The organism is Candidatus Methylomirabilota bacterium, assembly GCA_036002485.1.
GTDB lineage: Bacteria > Methylomirabilota > Methylomirabilia > Rokubacteriales > CSP1-6 > AR37.
On record DASYTI010000141.1, the window covers coordinates 24,653 to 45,674 of the forward strand.

20 protein-coding genes are annotated in these 21,022 nt (G+C 68.6%); 14 read left to right on the plus strand and 6 right to left on the minus strand.

The genetic code is table 11. From position 1 onward, the window contains the following. Window positions 1-75: 75 nt before the first annotated feature. The gene (locus VGT00_13915; protein HEV8532511.1) at window positions 76-1,506 is read left to right on the plus strand and encodes an MBOAT family protein; all 1,431 of its coding nucleotides are present in this window, start codon (window positions 76-78) and stop codon (window positions 1,504-1,506) included. Between the two features lie 3 nt (window positions 1,507-1,509). After that, entirely contained in the window at window positions 1,510-2,673 is a 1,164-nt protein-coding gene (locus tag VGT00_13920; protein ID HEV8532512.1) for a hypothetical protein, read from the plus strand. Between the two features lie 63 nt (window positions 2,674-2,736). On the opposite strand, the gene VGT00_13925 is transcribed toward VGT00_13920, so the two are convergent. Then, complete coding sequence (locus VGT00_13925; protein ID HEV8532513.1) at window positions 2,737-3,744, minus strand: DNA-directed RNA polymerase subunit alpha; 1,008 nt, start codon at window positions 3,742-3,744, stop codon at window positions 2,737-2,739. A gap of 363 nt (window positions 3,745-4,107) precedes the next feature. Here VGT00_13925 and mltG point away from each other — a divergent pair, with 363 nt between their 5' ends. The 4 genes from mltG (at window position 4,108) to VGT00_13945 (ending at window position 8,509) form a co-directional block, all read left to right on the plus strand. After that, window positions 4,108-5,163 carry an endolytic transglycosylase MltG gene (mltG, locus tag VGT00_13930; protein HEV8532514.1) on the plus strand — a complete coding sequence of 352 codons (1,056 nt, stop codon included), beginning with the start codon at window positions 4,108-4,110 and terminating at the stop codon, window positions 5,161-5,163. A gap of 237 nt (window positions 5,164-5,400) precedes the next feature. Beyond that, window positions 5,401-6,009 (plus strand): lysophospholipid acyltransferase family protein, encoded by a 609-nt coding sequence (locus VGT00_13935; GenBank protein ID HEV8532515.1) that lies wholly within the window; start codon window positions 5,401-5,403, stop codon window positions 6,007-6,009. Beyond that, entirely contained in the window at window positions 6,006-7,421 is a 1,416-nt protein-coding gene (argH, locus tag VGT00_13940; protein ID HEV8532516.1) for an argininosuccinate lyase, read from the plus strand. The genes VGT00_13935 and argH overlap by 4 nt, the downstream gene beginning before the upstream one ends. Then, window positions 7,418-8,509 carry a hypothetical protein gene (locus tag VGT00_13945; GenBank protein HEV8532517.1) on the plus strand — a complete coding sequence of 364 codons (1,092 nt, stop codon included), beginning with the start codon at window positions 7,418-7,420 and terminating at the stop codon, window positions 8,507-8,509. The genes argH and VGT00_13945 overlap by 4 nt, the downstream gene beginning before the upstream one ends. 75 nt (window positions 8,510-8,584) lie before the next feature. On the opposite strand, the gene VGT00_13950 is transcribed toward VGT00_13945, so the two are convergent. Then, window positions 8,585-9,844 carry a diaminopimelate decarboxylase gene (locus tag VGT00_13950; protein HEV8532518.1) on the minus strand — a complete coding sequence of 420 codons (1,260 nt, stop codon included), beginning with the start codon at window positions 9,842-9,844 and terminating at the stop codon, window positions 8,585-8,587. A gap of 110 nt (window positions 9,845-9,954) precedes the next feature. Between VGT00_13950 and dapA the strand changes: the two genes are divergently transcribed. From dapA to VGT00_13990, 8 genes are read left to right on the plus strand one after another with little or no spacing between them, the layout of a single operon-like run. After that, window positions 9,955-10,845 (plus strand): 4-hydroxy-tetrahydrodipicolinate synthase, encoded by an 891-nt coding sequence (dapA, locus tag VGT00_13955; GenBank protein HEV8532519.1) that lies wholly within the window; start codon window positions 9,955-9,957, stop codon window positions 10,843-10,845. A 9-nt stretch (window positions 10,846-10,854) separates the two neighbouring features. After that, window positions 10,855-11,658, plus strand: a complete 804-nt coding sequence (dapB, locus tag VGT00_13960; protein ID HEV8532520.1) for a 4-hydroxy-tetrahydrodipicolinate reductase — start codon at window positions 10,855-10,857, stop codon at window positions 11,656-11,658. Between the two features lie 37 nt (window positions 11,659-11,695). Beyond that, a complete protein-coding gene (locus tag VGT00_13965; GenBank protein ID HEV8532521.1) occupies window positions 11,696-12,454 on the plus strand; it encodes a fumarylacetoacetate hydrolase family protein in 759 nt (252 codons plus the stop codon). Window positions 12,455-12,496: 42 nt separating this feature from the next. After that, complete coding sequence (locus VGT00_13970; protein HEV8532522.1) at window positions 12,497-13,651, plus strand: LL-diaminopimelate aminotransferase; 1,155 nt, start codon at window positions 12,497-12,499, stop codon at window positions 13,649-13,651. An 11-nt stretch (window positions 13,652-13,662) separates the two neighbouring features. Next, window positions 13,663-14,022, plus strand: coding sequence for a dihydroneopterin aldolase (gene folB, locus VGT00_13975; GenBank protein HEV8532523.1), 360 nt, complete (start codon window positions 13,663-13,665; stop codon window positions 14,020-14,022). A 19-nt stretch (window positions 14,023-14,041) separates the two neighbouring features. After that, on the plus strand, window positions 14,042-14,593 hold the full coding sequence (folK, locus tag VGT00_13980) for a 2-amino-4-hydroxy-6-hydroxymethyldihydropteridine diphosphokinase (protein ID HEV8532524.1): 552 nt from the start codon (window positions 14,042-14,044) through the stop codon (window positions 14,591-14,593). Between the two features lie 18 nt (window positions 14,594-14,611). After that, entirely contained in the window at window positions 14,612-15,139 is a 528-nt protein-coding gene (locus tag VGT00_13985) for a sigma-70 family RNA polymerase sigma factor (GenBank protein ID HEV8532525.1), read from the plus strand. Continuing rightward, entirely contained in the window at window positions 15,136-15,843 is a 708-nt protein-coding gene (locus VGT00_13990; GenBank protein ID HEV8532526.1) for a hypothetical protein, read from the plus strand. The genes VGT00_13985 and VGT00_13990 overlap by 4 nt, the downstream gene beginning before the upstream one ends. A 182-nt stretch (window positions 15,844-16,025) precedes the next feature. Here the strand turns inward: VGT00_13990 and VGT00_13995 are convergent, their stop codons facing one another. From VGT00_13995 to VGT00_14010, 4 genes are all read right to left on the minus strand, one after another. Continuing rightward, window positions 16,026-17,141 carry a 5-methyltetrahydropteroyltriglutamate--homocysteine S-methyltransferase gene (locus VGT00_13995; protein HEV8532527.1) on the minus strand — a complete coding sequence of 372 codons (1,116 nt, stop codon included), beginning with the start codon at window positions 17,139-17,141 and terminating at the stop codon, window positions 16,026-16,028. A 70-nt stretch (window positions 17,142-17,211) separates the two neighbouring features. After that, complete coding sequence (locus VGT00_14000; protein HEV8532528.1) at window positions 17,212-17,808, minus strand: ABC transporter substrate-binding protein; 597 nt, start codon at window positions 17,806-17,808, stop codon at window positions 17,212-17,214. Window positions 17,809-17,822: 14 nt separating this feature from the next. Continuing rightward, on the minus strand, window positions 17,823-19,709 hold the full coding sequence (locus tag VGT00_14005) for a caspase family protein (protein HEV8532529.1): 1,887 nt from the start codon (window positions 19,707-19,709) through the stop codon (window positions 17,823-17,825). Window positions 19,710-20,069: 360 nt separating this feature from the next. Continuing rightward, on the minus strand, window positions 20,070-21,022 hold a 953-nt coding region (locus VGT00_14010), incomplete at its 5' end, for an O-antigen ligase family protein (GenBank protein HEV8532530.1).

Genomic DNA, 21,022 nt, shown 5'->3' on the forward strand with positions numbered 1-21,022 from the left:
CATTGGCTTGGCGCTCGTACGGGGTCACGCCCAGGAAAATTGACACCAGGCGGGGCGGCCTTCTAGGCTCATCATGTGGTCTTCAGCTCGCCGATCTTCCTTTTCCTCTTCCTGCCCGTAGTCCTCGCGGGGTATTTCGTCACCCGAGGCCGGCTGCGCAATCTCTGGCTCCTCGGCATGAGCCTCGTCTTCTACGGCTGGGGTGAGCCCCGCTTCATCGTGATCATGCTGGCCTCGATCGCCGCCAACTTCGGGTTCGGGCTCTTGCTCGACCGCATCCGCGGGCGACCGGGCGCGCGGGCCCTGCTCGCGGTGGCCGTGGCGCTGAACCTGGGCCTGCTCGTCCTCTACAAGTACGCCGCCTTCCTCGCGGGCAATGCGAGCGCCGTCCTGACCCTCATCGGGGCCAGCCCCGTACAGATGCCGGCCTTCGCGCTGCCCCTCGGGATTTCCTTCTACACGTTTCACGCGCTGTCGTACCTCGTCGACGTCTCGCGCCGCGCCGCCGACGGGCAGCGCGACCCGGCGGCCATGGGGCTCTACATCGTGTTCTTTCCCCAGCTCATCGCCGGCCCCATCATCCGCTACCACTACATCGCCGACCAGCTCGTCCATCGCGTGGTGACGCGGGAAGGCTTCGCCCTCGGCGTCGAGCGGTTCGTCATCGGTCTCGGCAAGAAGATGCTCGTGGCCAATACGGTGGCCGTGCCCGCCGACGCGATCTTCGCCCTGCCCACATTGGAGCTGACGCCGGGGCTGGCGTGGCTCGGGGTCGTCTGCTACACGCTCCAGATCTACTTCGATTTCTCGGGCTACTCGGACATGGCCATCGGGCTGGCCCGGCTCTTCGGCTTCCGCTTCCCGGAGAACTTCAACTACCCGTACATCGCCCGCTCGATGACGGAGTTCTGGCGGCGGTGGCACATCTCGCTCTCGACGTGGTTTCGCGACTATCTCTACGTTCCCCTCGGAGGCAATCGCCACGGTTCCGCCCGAACCTACCTCAACCTCTGGCTCGTCTTCTTCCTCTGCGGTCTCTGGCATGGCGCGGCGTGGACGTTCGTGGCGTGGGGGCTCTATCACGGCAGCTTCCTCGTCCTCGAGCGGCTCGGCCTCGGGCGCTGGCTCGAGCGCCTCTGGACTCCGGCGCGTCACGCCTACACCATCCTCGCGGTCATGGTGGGCTGGGTGTTCTTCAGGGCCGAGACCTTGGGCCAAGCGGAAAGCTTCCTGGCGGCCATGGCCGGCTTCGCGTCGGGCTCCGGGCTGGAGCAACACGTGGGGCTCCACGTGAACGCCATCGTGGCCCTGGCTCTGGCCGCCGGCGTGCTCGGCTCGGCGCCGCTCCTGCCGCGTCTCGCCCGGTGGCGCCGCGGCATCGCGACGATCGAGGGCCGCGCGCTCGTCGAGGCCGGGCGACTGGCCGGTCTCGTCTTTCTCCTCGTCGCCTCGGCCATGCTGATGGCCGCGGGCACCTACAACCCCTTCATCTACTTCCGGTTCTGAGCGGTGCCGACGCCCACCATCGATCGTCTGCGCGTGCGGTCGGACACGGTCCTCGTCATCGTGTTCCTGATCGCGATCTGTCTGCCCGCCGCCGACGTGCTCCTCGACCTCGACCCCACCCGGCTCAGCGAGAAGCGCCGCCTCGCGCCCCCGCCGCCCGTGCGTCTGAGCCAGCCCCTCGAGGTCTCCTATACGGCCGCCTTCGAATCCTGGTGGAATGACAGCTTCGGCTTCCGCCGGTCACTGGTGGTGGGCTATAGCCGCGCCCTCCTCGCCTTCGGCGTCTCGCCCACGCCCAGCGTCATCCTGGGCAGGTCTGGCTGGCTCTTCTTCGCCGGCGATGAGGCGCTCGCCTCGTATCGGGCGGTCCAGCCCTTCACGGAAGCTGAGCTGGCCGCGTGGCAGCACCGCATCGAAACGCGTCGCGACTGGCTCGCCGAGCGCGGCATCCACTACCTCGTGGTCATCGCGCCCAACAAGGAGACGATCTACCCGGAGTTCATGCCCGGGCACCTCAACCGCGTGCGGCCGGTCACGCGTCTGGATCAGCTCGTGACCTACCTGCGTTCGCATTCGAGCGTGGCCATCGTCGATCCGAGGGACGCCCTGCGGGCGGCCAAGGCCGAGGGCATCGTCTACCTCAGGACCGATACGCACTGGAATGATGTCGGAGCCTGGCTCCTGCATCGGGAGATCCTGATGGGCCTCCGCCAGTGGTACCCACAGCTCGAGCTGACCCCCGCGGGCGCCTTCGTCCCCAACATTCGCACGCGGTGGAGCGGCGACCTCGCAACCATGCTCGGCCTCGACGGCCGGCTGTCAGAGGATAAGCTCGAGCTCGCGCCGCGGAATGGCCGCGCCGCGCGGGTAGCCGACCCCGGTCCGCGGCCGGAGGATCCGCAGCGGAAGCTTTCCGCCGCGGAGCGAGGAACCGCCTCGCTGCCGCGGGCCGTCATGTTCCACGATTCCTTCGGATTGAGCTTGCAGCCATTCGTGGCCGAGAGCTTCTCGCGCATCGTCTTCTCGTCGGGGCCGACGAACTGGCGCCGCAATTTCGACGCGGCCCTGGTCGAGCGGGAGCGCCCGGCCGTGGTCATCCAGGAGATCGCCGAGCGCTTCGCGGTGGGACCCACCGGACTGCGGGCGGTCGCCCCCGCCTCTCCCTGAACGCACCACGGCCCCCGAGAGCTTCGGGGGCCGTGATGGGACGCGCGGAAGCGAGAGGGAGGTCTAGCTCTCGAAGCTGCGCTCGTACTGGGTACGCAGCCGCTCCAGCTCCTCGGGATCGAGACGCATGCCGAGGGAAAGCCCCATCTCTCCCAGGATGGTCTTGATCTCGTTCAGCGACTTCTTGCCGAAGTTCTTGGTCTTCAGGAGCTCCGACTCCGTCTTCTGCACCAGGTCGGCGATGGTCCGGATATTGGCGGTCTTGAGGCAGTTCGAGGCGCGGACGGACAGCTCGAGCTCGTCCACGTTGCGGAAGAGATGCTCGTTGAGCTCGACCCGCGCGGCCGTGTCCACCCCCGGCTCGCCCCCCGGCTGCTCCTCGGGCGGCGGCGCCTGCGGGAACTCCGTCAGCAGGTCGAAGGAATCCTCGAGGATGCGGGAGGCCTCGCCCACCGCCACCTCGGGGGTGACGCTGCCATTGGTCCACACCTCGATCACCAGCCGCTCGAGGCCCGGCTCCTGCTTCGACGGCTCGACGTGGAAGTTGACGCGCTTGACGGGCGAGAAGTCCGAGTCGATGAGCATGGCATTGATGGGCAGGGCTTCCGGCTCGCGCTTCTCGGCCGCCTGATAGCCGCGGCCGCGCTCGACGCACACTTCCATCTCGAGGGAGCCGTCCTTGTCGAGGGTGGACAGCACCACGTCGGGGGTGAGGATCTCGACGTCCGCGTCGGGCTCGAAGTCGCGCGCCGTCACCGTGCGCGGCCCCGGCACCTTGAGGCGCAGGAGCTTCGGCCGGTTGATGGCGACGGCGAAGACGAGCTTGCGGAGGTTCAAGATGATGTCGAGGGTGTCCTCGGTGACGCCCTGCGTGTGGGAGAACTCGTGGAGCACACCCTCGATCTTGACCCAGGTGGGCGCGGCTCCGGGGATGGAGGACAGCAGGACCCGGCGATAGGCATTGCCCACGGTGAGAGCAAAGCCGGGCTCGAACGGCTCGATGGCGATCTTGCCGTGGGCGCGCTCGGTAGCCAGCCACTCGTGGCGGACGGGAAGTACCAGCTGCGGCATCGGATTCCTCCTGAGGGTAATCGTGGCCACCTTCGGCCGAGGGGGGTCATTATAGCAGACTCCGAACGATCGCCAAGCGGACTCGGCAAATTTGAACCATGGTACTGGGTCAAGTTGCGAGCCAGATCCACCCGGCCCTCGCCTCGCGGCTGCGCCCCTCGGCTCGAACTACCACGCCCGAGGGAGCCAGCGGCGCGAGGCGTACCTGTATGTACGTTGAGCGTCGCTGGCGACTGAGAACGTGGCCTTTCGAGCTGAGCAGCGAAGCTGGAGGCGAGGGCTGAATAGAATCTGGCGAAGCAAATTGTCCCAGTACCCAATGTTTGACTGAAGTTCGGGGCCCGGGCAAGATAAGACAAAATCATGATGGAGCGGCCCCGATTCCTCAAGGGCTGGACCGACGCCGAGCCAGGCCCCGCCCGTCCCCTTCGGGGGCTCGTGATCCTGGTCACCCTCCTCGCCCTTCTCTTCGTGGGACTTCAGGGTTGGTGGCTCCTGACGCCCGCCCCCGCCCTCGTCTCGAGTCCGCGCGTCGTGGACATTCCTCTTCATCTGGGTCTGCTCGACATCGCGAAGCGGCTCGACGAGGCCGGGGTGATCCGCAGTCCCATGGGCTTCACGCTCCTGGCCGTCGTCCGCGGCAGCGCGCGCTCGCTCAAGGCAGGCGAGTACGAGATGCCCGCGGGCGCCACCACCATCGACGTGATCAATCTCCTCGAAGGCGGGCGCGTCCTCCAGCATTCGGTGGTGCTGCGCGAGGGCAATACCTTGGCCGAGATCGCGAAGGAGATCGAGGCGCAGGGACTGGCGCGGGCGGACGAGGTGGTGCGGGTGGGTCATGACCCCCTCTTCCTTCGCGCCCTCGACATCCCCGCCTCCTCGGCGGAGGGCTACCTCTTCCCCGACACCTATCAGCTCGTCAAGGGCATGGCGGCCGAGGAGATCCTCGTCCGGATGATCGCGCGCATGCGGGAGCAGCTCACACCCGACGTCGTGGCCGCCGCCGAAGCGCGCGGGCTGACGATCCACGGGCTCCTCACGCTGGCCTCCATCATCGAGCGCGAGGGCATCGTGCCGAACGAGCTGCCCCTCATCTCCGCGGTGTTCTGGAACCGGCTCCGGATCGACATGCCCCTCCAGGCCGATCCCACGGTGCAGTATGCCGTGGGCAAGAACCGCCAGGCGCTCACGCGCGCCGACCTCCAGGTCGACCATCCCTACAATACGTATCGCCGCATCGGCCTCCCACCCGGCCCCATCGGCAATCCGGGGCTGCCCGCCATCGTAGCGGCGGCCTATCCGGCCACCGTCAAGTACCTCTACTTCGTCGCCACGGACAACCAGCGCCACCATTTCTCCCAAACCCTGGCCGCCCACAACGAGGCCGTCGCCCGGTACCGCCTCGGCCGGCCACGCTAGCGCGCGCCCCCGTTCTTGTCAGCCCCCGAGCTCGATGCTATAAACAGGCCGACCATGGCGCCCGAAGACGACTCGAGAACGCTGGGAGTTCTGCCCGCGCCATCTCCGTTGCCCGATTTTCGTGTGCGAGATGGGCGGGGTTCCCAGGGGCATCCGCGCCCGGGCCGGTTTCCGCTGCTCTATCAGCTGCTCCGCGCGAGCTGTGCGCCCGCCCTCCGGCGACTTTTTGGTCTCGCCGTGTCAGGCCTCGAGCGGCTTCCCGAGAAGGAACCATTCATCCTCGCGGCCAACCATCACAACTACCTCGACGGGATCGTCCTCGGAGTCGCCGTGCCGCGACCCATAAGCTTCCTGGTCATGCCGCGCGTATACCATGCGAGCCCCCTCCACCCGCCCTTCCATCGGCGCATCGGGTCGATTCCCGTCAATCTCGAGCGGCCTGATCCCGGCGCGATCAAGAGCGCGCTTCGCGTGCTCGAGGACGGCGGCGTCGTCGGCATCTTCCCCGAGGGGCCCTTTTCTCGCGAGGGCCGTCTCATGCCCGGGCAATCCGGCGTGGCCATGATCGCCCTGCGCGCCGGGGTCCCCGTGGTGCCGGCGGCCGTCACGGGCACCTACGAGGCGCTCTGCGGTCGACGTTTCTACGTGCCTCGCTTGACGAGGCTGGCCGTGCGCTTCGGCGAGCCGCTGCGCTTTCCCGGGGCGGGCCGCGGTCCGCTGCGGCACCGGCGCGGTACCCATGCCGATCGCGAGGACATCACTCGCCGGGTCATGAGCCACATCGCGGCCCTGCTCGACGCGGGCCTGCCCGCGCCGGCCCATCGCGGCGAGGCCGACGCTTCGTGACCGCGTCCGGAGGCGGCCCGGGCGCAGGCAAGGCCCGGGGCGGCCGCTTCTCGGAGGGGGCGGACCCGGCGGCCGAGGCCTTTACCTCGTCCCTGTCCTTCGATCGCCGGCTCTGGCCTCAAGACATCCGCGGCAGCGTGGCCTGGGCACGGGCCCTCGAGCGCGCCGGCCTCATCCAGGCGAGCGAGCTCGCCCAGATCGAGCAGGGCCTCGAGGCCGTGCGACAGGAGCTCGAGAGCGGGCGCTTCCCCTTCCGCCGCGAGCTCGAAGACATCCACATGAATGTCGAGCGGCGGCTCGTGGAGCTGGCGGGGGCCGTGGGCGGCAAGCTCCATACGGGACGCTCGCGCAATGACCAGATCGCGCTCGACGAGCGCCTCTATCTCCGCGACGTGCTGGGCCACGTGGACGGAGGGCTCGAGCGCGTGCAGGCGGCGCTGCTCGCCCAGGCCGAGCGTCACCGCGCCACGGCCATGCCCGGCTATACCCATCTCCAGCGCGCCCAGCCTGTGCTGCTCGCCCATCATCTCCTGGCCTATGTCTTCATGCTGCAGCGGGACCGCGAGCGCTTTGCCGACTGCGCGAAGCGGGTCAATGTCCTGCCCCTGGGCTCGGCCGCCCTGGCCGGCGCCGCCTTCCCCATAGACCGCGAGGCCCTGGCGCGCGATCTGGGCTTCGCCGCCCCCACGGCCAATAGCATGGACGCGGTGGCCGACCGGGACCACGTGATCGAGTTCCTGGCCGCGGCCGCCGTCTTCGGCATGCACACTTCCCGGCTCGCCACCGATCTCACGCTGTGGGCGACCGCGGAGTTCGGCTTCGTCGAGTTCTCCGACGCCTTCGCCACGGGCTCGTCGATCATGCCGCAGAAGAAGAATCCGGACGTGGCCGAGATCGTGCGGGGCAAGACAGGGCGGCTGTACGGCAACCTCGTGGCCGTGCTCACGAGCATGAAGGGGCTCCCCCTGACTTACAACTCCGACATGCAGGAGGACAAGGAGCCGCTCTTCGACACCGTCGACACCCTGGAAGCGGTGCTCGGCGTGCTCCCGCCCATGCTGGAAGGGCTCACCTTCCGTGTCGACCGGCTGCAAGCGGCGGCGGGAGCGTTCTACTCGACGGCGACCGATCTTGCCGACTACCTCGTCCGCAAAGGGCTGCCCTTCCGGGAGGCCCACGAGATCGTCGGCCGGACGGTGCGCTACGGTCTCGAGCAGAAGAAGGAGCTGGGCGAGCTCACCCTCGAGGAGCTCGAGCGCTTCTCGCCGCTCATCGGCGCGGACGTCCATGCCGCCCTCACCGTCGAGGCCTCGCTGCGCGCGCGCGCGGTGTCGGGAGGCACCGCCCCCGAGGCGGTGGCGAAGGCCCTCGCCCAGGCGCGCGCCCTCCTCCGCGGGGGCGGGCGCCGGTGAGGCAGCTGCCCCGGGCGGCCCTGGCCGCGGCCGGGCTTGTCCTCTTCGTCCTTGCCACGGGCGCCTGCGGCAAAAAGGGCCCACCCGTCGCGCCCGAACGGCGAGTGCCCGCGGCGCCGTCGGCGGTGCGCGCCGCCGTCGAGGAGCGCAGCATCGTTGTGTCCTGGCAAAATCCCCGCACGCGCTTCGACAATTCGCGTCTGCGCGACCTCACGCTCCTGCACGTGTTCCGGAGAGAGGAGGCGCCCGGAGCGACCGCCAAGCCCGCCATGCTCTCCGGCGACGAGGTGGTGGGCTATGCGGAGGTCGCGCGCATTCGCCTCGACGCCGCGCCACCCGAGGGGGTGCAGATACAAGGAGACAGCATCAGCTTCCGCGACGCCAAGGGGCTGATCCTGGGGCGACGCTATGTCTACGTCGTCACCGCCGAGGACAGCATCGGCCGCTCGAGCCCGCCTTCAGCGCGGGTCGACGTCACCTTCCTGGCCGCGCCTGTCGCGCCGACCGGCCTGACCATCGTGCCCGGAGACAAGCAGGTTCGGCTCCAGTGGCAGGCGCCGACCTCCCTCATTGACGGCGGGGCGCTCTCGGGCGACACGCGCTACGTGGTACTCCGCGCCGCCGGCGACGGCGCCCTCGCGCCGGTTACCGCCGAGCCCGTGAGCGGCACCTCCTATACGGATACCGGGCTCGAGAACGATGCGACATACCGTTACGCGGTTCAGGCCGTACGCGTCGACCCGGCGGGCATGGCCCGCGGCCCCGCCTCGACGGCGGTGCCCGCCACGCCCGTGGACACCACCCCGCCCTCTGCGCCCACCAATCTCATCGTCATCCCCGGCGAGGGCGCGATGCGCCTGGCCTGGAACCCGAGCCCGGAGGAGGATGTCGCGTTGTACGCGGTCTACCGGGCCGTGGGCGACGGGGACTTCCTCAGGATAGGCACGACGCAGACCCCGACCACGGTGTTCATCGATCGGGATATCAGCCGCGGCACCCGCTATCGCTACGCGGTGACGGCGATCGACAGGGCAAGAAAGGCCAACGAGAGCCCGCGCTCCAACGTCGTCACGGTGACCGCGGAGTAGTTCTGCCAGAGAGATTTTTGTCGACCGGTGGGGGGGCCCGGGGGAGGAGCGGCGGTCGCTCCCCCCCGGAACCGGTTAAATCTCGTTCTGCCAGACTTGCTCGGGCGACTGACGGCGCCGGAGCAGACGCAGCGTGCTGTCGAGCTCGAGCATGACCTCGGGCGCCTGCGGGTAGGAATTGTAGTTGATGGTCGCCATGGCGGCACAGTAGGCGCCGGCTCCGCCCACCACGACCAGATCGCCGATCTCCGGGCGCGGCACCCAGCGAGGCATGAGCGCCTCGGGGTCGCCGGGTGCGGGGGTGAGGATGTCGCCGGACTCGCAGCAGGGTCCCACGAAGACCACCGCCGCCTGCTCCCGTCCCGCGGCCAGCACGTCGATCGGGTGCTGCGCCCCGTAGAGCGAGGGCCGCGTGATCTCGGGCATGCCCGCGTCGAGCTTGGCAAAGAGGTAGCCGTCGGCGCCGGTGTCCACGACGTCGACGCAGGAGGCGACGATGGCGCCGGCATTGGCCACGAGAAGGGTGCCGGGCTCGATCTCGAGGTGGAGGCCGCGGCCATCGCGCTCGTGAAACGCCTCGACCTCACGCCGAACGTGCGCGCCGACATCGGCCAGATCCACCGAGGGCTCCTCCGGCATGCGCCCCACCTTGAAGCCGCCCCCCAGATTGACGCGGCTGACCTCGGACAGCTGGGCGACGAGGTCGAGCGTCATGCGGGCGCAGCGCTTCCAGATTTCGGGGTCGGTGCCCGAGCCGATGTGCGAGTGGAGCCGGTTGATCCGCAGCCCGTGCCGCTCCGCCACCGCCTTGACCTGACCCAGGTCCTCGTGCCAGATCCCGAAGCTCGAGGCGGGACCGCCGGTATTCGTGCGCTTGGTCGAGCCGCTGCCCAGGCCCGGGTTCATGCGAACCGAGATCTCACGACCCGGGGCGAGGCGCCCGAACTCGTCGAGCTGGTGCAGCGAGCAGGCGTTGAAGAGCACGCCGCGTGCGATATGCGCCTCGAGGAAGCGGGAAGGCATCTGGGAGGTGAGCAGGACGCGGCCAGGGGAAAAGCCGGCCCGGAGGGCCCGCTCCACCTCGAAATCGCTCGAGGCATCGACGTGCAGGCCGAGGTCACGGAAGAGCTGGAGGACGCCGCGGCTCGGATTGGCCTTCATGGCATAGCGCAGGGTGAAGCCGAAGGGCGCCGGGAAGGCCAGGGCCTGACGCGCGGCGTCCTCGAGGGCGGCGCGGTCGTAGACGTAGCAGGGCGTGCCGAAGCGCCGACGCACTTCGGCCGCGACCTCCGCGGTGAGACGCGAAGGTTGCCCCGGCGCTTCACGAGAGTTCATGGCCCGTCAGTCTACCCCATCGGTTGACATGCTTGAAGTGCTTCCGGATGTGGTGTTAGAGTCAAGAAACTCTTCGTCCCAGATCGCACCGACTAACGGAGGGCCTCGCAATGCGCACCACATTCCAGGGCTCGATCGTCGCCATGGTCACCCCGTTCAAAAACGGCCGGGTGGATGAGGCCAAGCTGCGAGAGCTGGTGGAGTTCCACGTCACGAGCGGGACGGACGGCATCGTCCCCTGTGGCACCACCGGCGAGTCGCCGACCCTGAGCCACGATGAGCACAAGCGCGTGGTGGAGATCGTCGTGGAGACGGCGCGCGGCCGGCTTCCCGTCATCGCGGGCACGGGCTCGAACGCCACCGCGGAGGCCATCGACCTCACGAAGCACGCGGCCAAGGCGGGGGCCTCGGGCGCGCTCGTGGTCAACCCGTACTACAACAAGCCGACGCAGGAGGGACTGTACCAGCACTTTCGCGCCGTGGCCGAGTGCTCGGAGCTGCCCATCATCCTGTACAACATCGCCGGGCGAACGGCCATCAATGTCGAGACCGACACCCTCGCCCGCCTGGCCCGGGACTGCAAGAACCTCGTGGGCGTCAAGGAGGCCTCCGGCTCCCTCGACCAGATGACCCAGGTCATCCTGGCCTGCGGCCCGGACTTCAGCGTGCTCTCGGGTGACGACAACCTGACCCTGCCCCTCATGTCCGTGGGAGGCCGAGGCGTGATCTCCGTCATCGCCAATATCGTCCCCCGCGAGACCGTCGAGATGACCCACGCGGCCCTGGCCGGCGACTGGAAGCACGCGCGCGAGATGCACCTCAAGCTGTTCCCGCTCTCGCGCGCCGTGTTCATCGAGACCAATCCCATCCCGGTCAAGGAAGCCATGGCCATGATGGGCATGCTCGAGCCCGAGTTCCGCCTGCCCATGTGCCGCATGGGGACGGCCAATCGCGAGCGGCTCCGGACCGTCCTCGTCCAGCACGGCCTCCTCAAGGGCTGACCGGCTCCGATGGTCGACGTCGTCATTGCCGGCGCCGCCGGCAGGATGGGGTGTCGTCTCGTCGCCCTGATACAGGCGGAGAAGGATCTCCGCCTGGCCGCGGCCCTCGAGGCGCCGGGCCACCCGTCCCTGCTCAGGGACGCGGGCGAGGTGGCCGGGGTGGGCAAGCTCGGGATCCCCATCACTGCCGACCCCGAAGGAGCCCTCGGCCGCGATCGAGTGCTCATCGAGTTCTCCATCCCCGACGCGAGCCTGGGGCATCTTCGGATGGCCGCGCGTCAACGCGCACGGGCCGTCATCGGGACGACCGGTTTCGCGGCGGCCCAGCGCGCCGAGATCGAGCGCCTCGCCAAGGAGATCCCCGTCTTCCTCTCGCCCAACATGAGCGTCGGGGTCAACGTGATGTTCCGCGTGCTCGCCGACATGGCGCGATTTCTCGGGGAGGAGTACGACGTCGAGATCTCCGAGATGCATCACCGCTTCAAGAAGGACGCGCCCAGCGGCACCGCCGCGCGGATGGCCGAGATCGTCGCGCAGGCCCTCGGTCGAGACCTGTCGAAGACCGGGGTCTACGGCCGCCACGGGCTGCCGGGTGAGCGACCGCACGCCGAGATCGGGATCCACTCGATCCGCGGCGGCGACGTGGTGGGCGAGCACACCGTCACCTTCGCCGCCCTGGGCGAGCGGCTCGAGCTGACCCATCGCTCGCAGAGCCGCGACAACTTCGCCCACGGGGCGTTGCGCGCGGCCCGCTTCATCGCCCAGGCCGCCCCCGGGCTCTATTCCATGCAGGACGTCCTCAAGCTAGGATGACGACCGACGGTCGCTCATTAGAGCGGAAAGCTCACCCATGAAGATCGTCCGCTTCAAGGCGGCGGGCAAGACGCGCTATGGTGCGCTCGAGGGGCGGCAGATCCTCGAGTACTCGGGCACGCCCTACGGCACCTTCAAGAAGGCCCGCAAGCGCTGGCCCGTCAAGCAGGCCGTCCTCCTCACGCCGGCGGTGCCCTCCAAGATCGTCTGCGTCGGTCTCAACTACCGCGATCACGCCGAGGAGATGGCCCTGCCCATTCCCGAGGAGCCGGCGCTCTTCTTCAAGCCGCTAACCGCGCTCTGCGGGCCGGACGATCCCATCGTCTATCCCGTCCAGTCGAGCCGCGTGGACTACGAGGGGGAGCTGGCCATCGTCATCCGCAAGCGCTGCCGCCACGCCCCCGTGGAGCGGGCGCGCGAATACGTGCTCGGCTACACCTGCCTGAACGATGTCACGGCCCGCGATATCCAGAAGCGTGACGGGCACCCGTCGCGGGCCAAGGCCTTCGACACCTTCTGCCCCGCCGGTCCCTGCATCGTCACCGGCATCGACCCCAATGCCGTCGAGATCGAGACCTGGGTGAATGGCGAGCGGCGACAGGTGGGAAGCACCAAGACCTTGATCTTCCCCGTGGAGGATCTGGTGGCGCGCATCTCGGCGGTGATGACGCTGTTGCCGGGCGACCTCATCTCCACGGGCACCCCGGCCGGCGTGGGACCCCTCGTGCCCGGCGATCGCGTCGAGGTGCGCATCGAGGGAATCGGCAGCCTCGAGAACCCCGTGATCAAGCTCTAGGAGATCGCCCCCGTGGCCCAGACGACACCCAAACCCCTCGAGATGGCCGAGCGCCTCCGCAAGCTGCCGCCGTATCTCTTCGCGGAGATCGACAGGAAGAAGCGCGAGGCGCGCGCGCGAGGCGCGGATCTCATCGACATGGGCATCGGCGATCCTGATTTGCCGACGCCGCCCCACATCATCGAGGCGCTCAAGCGCGGCGCCGAGAACCCGGCCAGCCACCGCTATCCGGACTACGAGGGTCTCCTGGCCTTTCGCGCGGCCGTCTGCGACTGGTACACGCGGCGCTTCGGCGTGTCGCTCAATCCGGAGACCGAGGCGCTGACCCTCATCGGCTCGAAGGAGGGCACCGCGCACATGCCGCTGGCCTGGGTCAATCCCGGCGACGCCGTGCTCGTGCCCGACCCCGGCTATCCGGTCTACGCGGCGGGGACGTGGTTCGCGGACGGCGAGGTCCACTTCATGCCGCTCCGGCGTCAGAACGGCTTCCTGCCCGATCTGGACGCCATTCCGGCGGACGTGGCACGGCGGGCCAAGCTCATGTACCTCAACTACCCGAACAACCCGACGGCGGCGGTGGCCAGCGGGGAATTCTTCGCCAAGGTCGTCCCCTTCGCCCGCGAGCACGGCATCATCGTCTGTCACGACGCCATGTACTCCGAGCTCCGGTTCGACGGCTACCGGCCGCCCTCCTTCCTGGAGACGCCGGGGGCCATGGAGGTCGGGGTCGAGTTCCACTCCCTGTCGAAGACCTATTCCATGACGGGCTGGCGCATCGGCTTCTGCGTCGGCAATGCAAAGTACCTGGCCGGCCTTGGCAAGATCAAGACCAATGTCGACTCGGGAGTGTTCCAGGCCGTGCAGGAGGCCGGCATCGCCGCCCTGAACGGACCCCAGGACATTCCCGAGCAATACCGCAAGGTCTACCAGGAGCGGCGTGACGTGGTGGTGGCGGGATTGAAAGCCCTGGGCTGGGAGGTGGACGTGCCCAAGGCGGCCTTCTTCGTGTGGGCGCCCGTGCCGAAAGGCCTCGACTCGCGCACCTTCGCCTCGAGGCTGCTGGAGGAAGTGGGTTGCGTGGTGACGCCGGGTGTGGGCTTCGGCCCGTCGGGCGAGGGCTTCTATCGGGTGGCCTTGACTATCGACGCCAAGCGTCTCGCCGAGGCCATGGAGCGGCTCAAAGGGCTCAAGCTCTGAGCTCTGATAAAATCTTCCTCGAGGACGTGCGCTTCTACGGTCACCACGGTGTGACCAAGGCGCAGCAGACGGTGGGGGCGTGGTTCTCGGTCGACGTAGAGCTAAGCGTGGACCTGGCCGCGGCGGCCACGTCCGACGATCTCCGGACCACGGTGGACTACGGACTGGTGGCGGCGCGGATCGTGGAGGAATCCACGAAGGAGCGCGTCAACCTCCTGGAGCGGCTGGCGGGAAGGCTGGCCGGCATGCTCCTCGGGGAGTTTCCCTGCGCCGAGGTGCGCGTCCGCGTGCGGAAGCTTACTCCGCCCATGGAAGGGCTGCAGGGCATCCCCGGGGTCGAGCTTGTCCGCCGGCGAGTGCCGAGTGGATGACGCGGGGGCGAGGGCGCCAATGGCGAAGGTCTTTCTCTCGGTGGGCTCCAATATGGGCGATCGCGTCGCGCTCCTGCGCGAGGCGGTGGTTCAGCTCCGGAGCCTGCCCGAGGTCGAGTTCCTCGACGCCTCGCCGCTCTACTGGACCGAGCCCTGGGAGCGGCAGCCCGGAAAGAGCCGCCTGAGCCAGGAGACCTGGTTCTTCAACTGCGTGATCGCCATCGAGACCACCCTCGAGCCCCCCGCCCTCCTCGAGCGGGTGCAAAACGTCGAGCGCGGGCTCGGCCGCACGCGCGGCGCGGGCACCCCCGAGGCTCTCAGGTATGAGCCGCGCCCGCTCGACATCGACATCCTCCTCTACGATGATCGCGTGATCAGCGGGCCGGATCACCTGCACATCCCGCATCTCCTGATGCACGAGCGCGCCTTCGTCCTGCGTCCCCTCGCCGATCTCGCCCCCGAGCTCGAGCACCCCGTGCTCTATCAGACCATCCGCCAGCTCCTCGAGGAGCTGGCCGACGAGCACGAGGTGCGCCTTTCCGACCTTCCGCGACGCTGGTTCGATTTCTAGACGTCGGCCGAGGTCGTCGTGGCGGATGACGAGTTCCGACAGCAGGCCCTCCAGCACCTCGACGCGCTCCACAACCTCGCCGTCTACCTGACGCGCAACGGCTCCGAGGCCGAGGACCTGGTCCAGGAGACGTATGTCCGCGCGCTCCGCTTCTCCCACCGCTTCCAGCCGGGAACCCATCTACGGGCCTGGATGTTTCAAATCCTGAGGAACACGTTCTTGACCTTTTACCGCCTCCGGGAGCGCGAGCCGGCGCTCGGTGAGGCGGGTGTGGCGGACGGCCAGGCCCCGATGTTCCACGACGCCCCCACCCAGGACGGCGAGAGCCAGAGCGCGCACATGGATCTCGAAGGCGCCCTCCGGCGCATTCCCGAAGAGTTTCGGACTCCGCTCATGCTGGCCGAGATCGAGGGCTTGTCGCTCGACGACGTGGCCCGCATCATGGATTGCCCCGTGGGAACCGTGAAGTCGAGGATATTCAGGGCCAAGGAGCGGCTGCGGGCGCTTCTCAAGGACTATGGCCGGCCGGGCGAGGGCGCTTCATGACCAGCCCCCTGGACGACGAGCCGGACGAGACCGGCCATCTCCTGCGCGGGGCGCTCCCGCGCTGGCCGGCCCCGGCCCGTCTGCGCCGGGCCGTCATGGAGGCCCTCAATCCGGTCGAGGCCCGGTCGCGGCCATCCCTCTGGCTGGCTCCCGCGCTGGCCGCGCTGGCCGCGGCCATGGTCATGGTGCTGTGGCTCGCCCCCGCCCTGCCGCGCGGAACCGTCGATCCCGTGCTGTATCTCTCGCGTGCCGCCATCTCCGAGCACGCGCGCGCCGTTATCTGGAGCGACACGCGTCCGGAGCTGCTTCCGGCGGCGCTGCCTCGCGTGATGGAGGAGAGCGGGGTCACCCTCAACTGGGTCTTCACCGGGGACGATGACCTTCAGCTCATTGGCGCCGTGCCCACTGTGGTCGAGGGCCGGCGTGCCATGTCCCTCGTCTACCGTGACCGCGATGGCCATACCGTCGTCTATGTCATCGCGCCGGGGCCGGTCGTGGCCATCCCGGAGCGCGGCCGCGTGCAGATCGACCGGTGGCGACCGCTCCTCAGGCAGGAGAACGACGGCTTCAGCCTCATCGTGTGGCGGCAGGCGGGGCTCGTCTGCGTGATGGCCTCCGACCTGGTGTCCGAGGGCGACGTCGGCCGCTTCAAGCAGTACTTCGCGAAGGTCCGGGCCTCGACCGAGCTGACCAAACGCTACTGAGAGGCGGCTGAAAAGGGCCCATCTGCTTCGTTGACGCCCTCGGCAGCAGGTTCAACGTACAGAGAGTACGCCTCACCTGCTGATCCACTCAGCCCTCGTCTCGCGTCGGCCGATGGCCACCGCTCGACTCGAACGGCGGGGCGTCGCCTCGCATCTGGGCCCTTTTGAGCCGCCTCTCGGGTCTAGAGACCCCCCCAGACTTCCTGGGCCAGGTCGACGCACAGCCTGAGCTTGGCCTTCTCCTGCTCGACGGTGATCACGTTCCCCTCCACGGTCGAGGAGAAGCCGCACTGGGGGCTGACGCAGAGCTGCTCCAGGGCCACGTAGCGCGAGGCCTCGTCCAGCCGGCGCTTGAGATCGTCCGTCTTCTCGAGGGTGCCCACCTTGGTGGTGACCAGGCCCAGCACGACGCGGACATTCTTCGGGACGTGGCGGAGCGGGGAGAAGTCCCCCGAGCGCGCGTCGTCGAACTCGAGGAAGAAGCCATCGTAGGGGAGCTGGGTGAAGATGGTCTCGGCGATCTTCGCGTAGCCGCCCTGGGCTCGCCAGGACGAGCGGAAGTTGCCGCGGCACAGATGGGTGCAGACGGTCAGGTCCTTGGGCTTGTCGCGCAGCGTGGCCTGGACGAGCTTGACGGACATGGCGAGCTGCTCGTCCGGATCGTCGTTCCGCGCTCTCCCCTGGGCGCGCATGTCCTCGTCGCAGAGGTAGGCCAGGCTCACGTCGTCGAGCTGGAGATAGCGGCAGCCCGCGGCGTAGAGGTCGGCGATCTCGGCCCGGTAGGCGGCGGCGGTATCCTCCACGAAGCCGTCGAGATCGGGGTACACGGACTTGTCGATATTCTCGCGTCCCACCTGCGTGTAGAGCATGCAGGGGGACGGCATGGTCAGCTTGGCCGTACGGGACACTGTCGATTTCAGGAAAGAGAACGGCGCGACGAAGATCGGGCGGGGCCGGGTGATCCGGCTCGTGATGGCCAGATCCGGCCGGGTGAAGAAGACCTCACCGGTCGGCCCGCGGAACGTGACGGGAAGCGCCTTGCCCGCGCTGGCCAGACCGCCGAGCTGGGTCAGGAAGTCCATGTGCCAGGACTTGCGGCGGAGCTCGCCGTCGGTGATGCCCTGGAGGCCGGCTTCCTCCTGAAGCTTCACGACCTCGCGGATACCCGCGTCCTCGGCCGCGGCCAGCTCCTGGGTGGTGGCCTGCCCCGATTCCTTCTTGAGCCGGAGCGCCTTGAGGCTGGGCGGGCGAAGCAGACTCCCCACGTGATCAGCGCGAAACGGAGGGCGCGACGCCACGATAGTCACCCTTTCTCAATCCGGGAACGGGCCGCTCGGGCCCTTCCCGAGGATGGGACGCCCAGCAACCTCAGTCGGCCGCAGCGCGCTTGGCCTTTAGGAGCTCATCGCGCTTGACGCGGATCAGCCGGGCAAGCTCCGCATAGCCTGACTTCCGGATGACCCGGTCGAACTGGGCGCGGTAGTTGGCCACGAGGCTGATCTGCTCGACCGCGACGTCGAAGACGAGCCAGCGGCCGTCGCGGTGCACGAGCCGGGCGTCCACCGTCAACTCATGTCCTTTCTTGGTGAAGACGCGGGCGCGGACGTCGGCCCGGTCGCCCTCGACCAGCTCGCCGACGTACCGGACCCGGAGGCCCCCTTCTCTGTCCATTCGCGAGATATAGATCGCCTCCAGGAACTCGGCAAAGAGCAGGACGAAATCGTCGCGCTCGGCCGGAGTCAGCTCCTCCCAATGACGCCCAAGCGCACCCTCTGCCGCCTCCGGCGCGCCGAAGACCTGAATCGCGACCTTGCGCACGGCCGCCTGAAGCGCTTCGATCGTGTCCTTCTCCCGCAGCACGGTGTCCTGGATCAGCTGCAGTACCCGCTCGGTGTATTGCTGCATCTCCTCGGTCGGCGACTCTGGCCACGCCGGCGCCGGAGCGGCGAGCACAAGCGCCAGCACCGCCAACCCCGCTCTCACCGCTTCACTCGGATCAGCGGTAGTGAACCTTCGACCTCGCCCTTCATCATCGGATGCTGATTGCCTCCGACGGCGCGCGACCTCCGCCCCACCTCGCGCTCCAGATACGCGTAGAGCTCCTGGAGCGACACGATGCCGTCGCTGTTCGCGTCGGCTGCGCCCCGGAGGCCCTGGACGAGATAGTAGGTGAACAGGCCGTGACCGAGCGCGGAGAGCTCGATCGATACTTCCGAGGCCCGGGAGGCGGTGATGACCACGCGCCCCCGGGATTGCGCGAGACGCTCGAGGAAGAGGTCGTCGACGCTCACGGCGCGCGTCTTCTGCGACGCGAATGTCCGCCCGCCCGCGGCGCCGCTGTAGCAGGCGTCGAAGAACGCCACCACGCGCTCGGCCTCGATCCGCTCGAAGATCGTCCGGATCTCGTCCATCGGGAGGGCCGAGGCGTAGAGATCCTCGGGATCGGCGTCCGTCGGGAGCAGATACTTCGCGAGCCCGTCGCGCTCCGCCCCACGCAGGTCAGCCTCGGGCCCGCCGTGGCCCGCGAAGAAGATCAGCACGGTGTCGTCCCTCCGCGCGGAGCGCGCCAGGAACGTGCCGAGCGCGTACCGAATATTACGGAGGGTCGGCTTGCGCGCCGCCTTGTCCGTCAAGAGGAGCACGTTCTCTTTCTTGAACTCCCCCGGCCCGATCAGCGTCTGATACACGGCCTCGGCGTCTGCCACGCTGTAGGCGAGCCGCGGGATGGCCGGGTTGTCGTAGCGCCCGGCGCCGATGACCACCGCCCAGCGCTCCCGCGGCGGCGGGGGGGCCACCGACAGGGCGGGGGCGAGGCGGCGATCGTAGGTGATGGTGCGGACCTCCTGGCGGGCCGTGCGGTCCATCTCTGTGGCGGTGATCACGATCACGTTCGGCCCTTCGCGGAGCGTCACGGGAACGCTCACCACGACGGATTTTGGCGCGCCACTCTCGGTCTCCCGGTGGATCTCACTACCGTTCAGCGTCACGCTGACCGTCGCCACGCCGCGTCCCGAGGTCACGATTGCCGTCGCAATTAACGCGGGGTCGCCAACCCGCGCCTGCTCCAGCGGATTGCGGAATGCGATGGCGAGGGGCTCGGGCTTCTCCACGCCGGCCGGTGCAGTGGCGGCCGCGAGGCGCTTGAGTTCGAGCCGGCGCTCCTTCGTCTCGAAGGCCAGGCGGAAGACGCCGCGGAGGGCGGCGTCCTGATGGAGCGTGAGGGTCACCCGCGAGGCGAGCGACGTAACGAACTGGAGCGCGATCTTGTCGTCGGCGGTGTCGACGAGCACATGGACGGGCGTGAGGTCGGAGTCCGTTACCCCGAAGCGCCCTTCGACCCGCCACTTTCCGCCCTCGAAACGCGCGGAGTCCACGATGAGGGTGCGCCGCGACACCGCGAAATCGAGCTCCCCCTCCCAGCGTCCGATGATGAGGGGCGGGAGGCTTGTTGCGGGATCGGGCGGCAGAGCCAGTGGCGGCGAGAGGGCGACGGGGACAGCAGGTTCGGCGGTGGACTTCTCGGCGGCGGCAGCGCGGCTCAGCCGGTCGAGCGCCGTGGTCGGCGCGGTGGACGGGGCACCCGGCTGAGACGACACGCGCCTGAGCTCGATCGGTCGCTGTTTCGCCTCGTTGGGGAGCTTAAACGTGCCGCGTAACAGATTCCCCTCGACGAGGTCGAGCTCGACAGCCGACGCGAGCTGTGTGACGAACCTAAGCGTGAGACGATCGCCTTTCACCTCGAGCGTGGCCGACATCGGCGTGAGATAGAGGCCAGTCGTGCCGTACTCGATGTCGGCAGACCACTTCTCGCCCTGACGACGCACCGACCGGACGACGAGCGTCCGGTCAGGGAAGGTGAGGTCCACTTCGCCCTCCCACCTGCCGACGATCCGCCCAGGGCCCATCTCGCGCGGCACGCTCGGAGCGGCGAGCGTCGCTCCGAACTGTTGGGATAGGGCGCAACCCGCGAGCGCCAGGCCGAGCAGCGCTCCGAGCGCGACGCGCCCTAAACCCGTCGGAAAGCAAACCGGACTAGATGTTGCGTCGCCCACTGGGTGATGACCTCCGCAACAGGGAGGAGCCCCGGAACCGGCATATCTCGCTGAGTAGAGCGATTATGGCCCGATCCGTTCAGCTTTCACATCGAAAATGCGGGGCCAGAAAGCGGGGGTCAATAATCTTGACGAGACCAAACAAACGGACCCCCCGACGAACGAGGAAAGGCCTCAGGCCTCTCGCGCGATGACGTGCTCCCCTTTCATGGGCGAGGGCGAGACGTCGCCGCTCTTCCCAGGCACGAAGGCGGGGGCGGGCGATTCCATCCCGCGGGCCACGACAAAGGGCAAGGCCATGACCGCCCAGGCGACCATCACGACCTCGGAGTCGCCGAAGTTGTATTCGGAGAGCCCGCCCACGAGAAAGCCCGTCACCGCCGCGAGGCTGCCCGCCACGAGGGCCCGCTCACGGATCAGCGAGACGTCGAGCCGCCCCAGGCGCCCGATGGCGCGCGCGTAGAAGACGACCCAGATCAGGAGCCACGCCGTGAATCCGAGGAGCCCGCGCTCCACGAGGATCTGGAGCGGCGTATTGTGCACGTGTCCCGTGCGCTTCTTGAAGGCCTCGGGTCGAGCGTAGCGCTCGTACTCGCGCTTGACTCCGCCCGGGCCCCAGCCGAGCAGCGGGCGCTCGCGCCACATGGCCAGGCCGCTCTCCCACATGTAGCGCCGCTCCTGGAGTCCCGCCTGGTGGGGATCAGTCATGGTCAGGATGCGATGCCGCAGCTCGTTGAGGATGAGAAAGCGAAGGCGAATCTCAGAGGGCATGACGAGCAAGGCCACGAAGATCAGGGCGAGCGCGCCCAGGGCGATCCCGCCGCGCCGCCGGAACGCGGGGAGGACCGCCACCGCCCCCGCGGCCAGCCCTAGCCAGGCGCCACGGGTGAAGGTGGCGATGAGCCCGGCCAGGGCGGTGAGCCAGAGAAGCACCGACCCGGGCCTGAATCCGCGTCCGGGCATCACGCGCGGGAGCAGGGCGAGGGCCACGATGGTCAGGATGCCCGCGAGCGTCATGTAGATGCTGAAGAGGCCACGGGCCCGCTCGCAGTGATGATAGATGAAGCGCGGCCACCAGTCGGTGGGCTCGGGTCCCGGACAGAGCCCGACCTGGACGAGGCCCAGGA